Consider the following 1,678-nt stretch of genomic DNA (forward strand, 5'->3'; position numbering starts at 1 on the left):
TGCCGGTGGTGTTGGTGGATGCGGTGCCGGTGGTGGAGCCGGTGGTGCGGTCGGTGTTGGCGGAGGTGGAGGCGCGGGTGGCGTTGTCGCCGTCTGCTGCGGCGGTGGTGTCGTCGTCGGGTGTCGGGGTGTCGTTCGCGGAGTTGGATGCGCGGGCTGTCCGGGTGGCGCGGTGGTTGGTGTCGTGTGGGGTGGGTTCGGGTTCGGTGGTGGGGGTGTTGCTGGATCGGGGGGTGGATCTGGTGGCGTCGCTGGTGGGGGTGTGGAAGGCGGGGGCGGCGTTTGTGCCGTTGGATCCGTCGTACCCGTCGGGTCGGATCGCGGGCATGCTCACCGACGCGGGTGCGACCGTGGCGGTGACCTCGGGCCGGTACGCGGACCGGTTCGCCGGGGACGGCGCTGGTGTGCGGGTGCTGCGGGTCGAGGATGTGCCGGAGACCGTTGCCGGTCCGGAGGTGCTACCGGGTCGGTCGACTGATCTGGATGAGTTGGCGTATGTGATTTTCACGTCGGGTTCGACGGGTCGGCCCAAGGGTGTGCAGGTGACGCATCGGGGTCTGGCGAATCATGTGCGGTGGGCGGCGTCGGTGTTGGCGTCGCGGGGTTCTGGTGGTTGTGCGGCGTTTTCGTCGGTGGCGTTTGACTTGCAGGTGCCGAATGTGTGGGCGCCGTTGGTGGCGGGTCAGCGGGTGTTGATGGTGGATCAGGATCTGGATCTGTCCGAGTTGGGGCAGGTGTTGTCCGGGTTCGGGCCGTTCAGTTTCCTGAAGTTGACGCCGGGTCATCTGGAGATCCTGGGTCGGCAGTTGTCGGATGAGCAGGCTCGTTCGCTGGCGCCCACCATTGTGGTGGCGGGTGAGGCGTTGCCGGCGGGGTTGGCGAACCGGTGGTGGGGCCTGTTGGGTCCGGGTGGGTTGGTGAATGAGTACGGGCCGACGGAGGCGTCGGTTGGTACGTGTGTTTTCCCGATCGTGGTGGAGCAGTCGGTGTCGGTGGTGCCGATTGGTCGGGCGTTGCCGGGGATGTCGATGCTCGTGCTCGATCCGCAGATGCAGTTGTGCCCGGTTGGTGTGACGGGTGAGTTGTATGTGGGTGGGGTCGGGGTGGCCCGGGGTTATGCGGGGCAGCCGATTCTGACGGCGGAGCGGTTTGTGCCGGATCCGTTTGCGGGTGATGGGTCGCGGTTGTATCGGACCGGGGATCTGGTGCGCCGGTTGGCGGGCGGCGATGTGGAGTTCGTGGGTCGGGTTGATCACCAGGTGAAGGTCCGGGGTTATCGGATCGAGTTGGGTGAGATCGAGTCCGTTGTTGAGGGCGTCGAGGGTGTGGGTGATGCGGTCGCCCTGGTCTCGGCGTCGGAGGCGGGGGATGCCCGGTTGGTGGTGTTCTACCGGCCGACGCTGCCGGCGGTGGCGGATGTGGTGGAGCGGATCCGGGCGCGGTGTGCGGAAACGTTGCCGGAGTACATGGTGCCGGCGGATCTGGTGGCGGTGGAATCGATTCCGCTGAACGCCAACGGGAAGGTGGATCGGGCCGCCCTGTTGGCGGTGGGGGTGCCGGCCCGGGGTGAGCATGTCGAGGCGGGTACGGAGCTTGAGGCGCAGTTGGCGGGGATCTGGTGCCAGGTGTTGAACCTGGACCGGGTCAGCACCACCGACAGCTTCTTCGACCTCGGCGG

1 protein-coding gene is annotated in these 1,678 nt (G+C 67.3%); it reads left to right on the top strand.

The window, feature by feature from the left end; genetic code table 11:
* Positions 1 to 128: 128 nt before the first annotated feature.
* On the top strand, positions 129 to 1,678 hold a 1,550-nt coding region (locus V6U90_RS33275; protein WP_334445124.1), incomplete at its 3' end, for an amino acid adenylation domain-containing protein.

Source organism: Micromonospora sp. CPCC 206060 (assembly GCF_036906895.1).
GTDB lineage: Bacteria > Actinomycetota > Actinomycetes > Mycobacteriales > Micromonosporaceae > Micromonospora.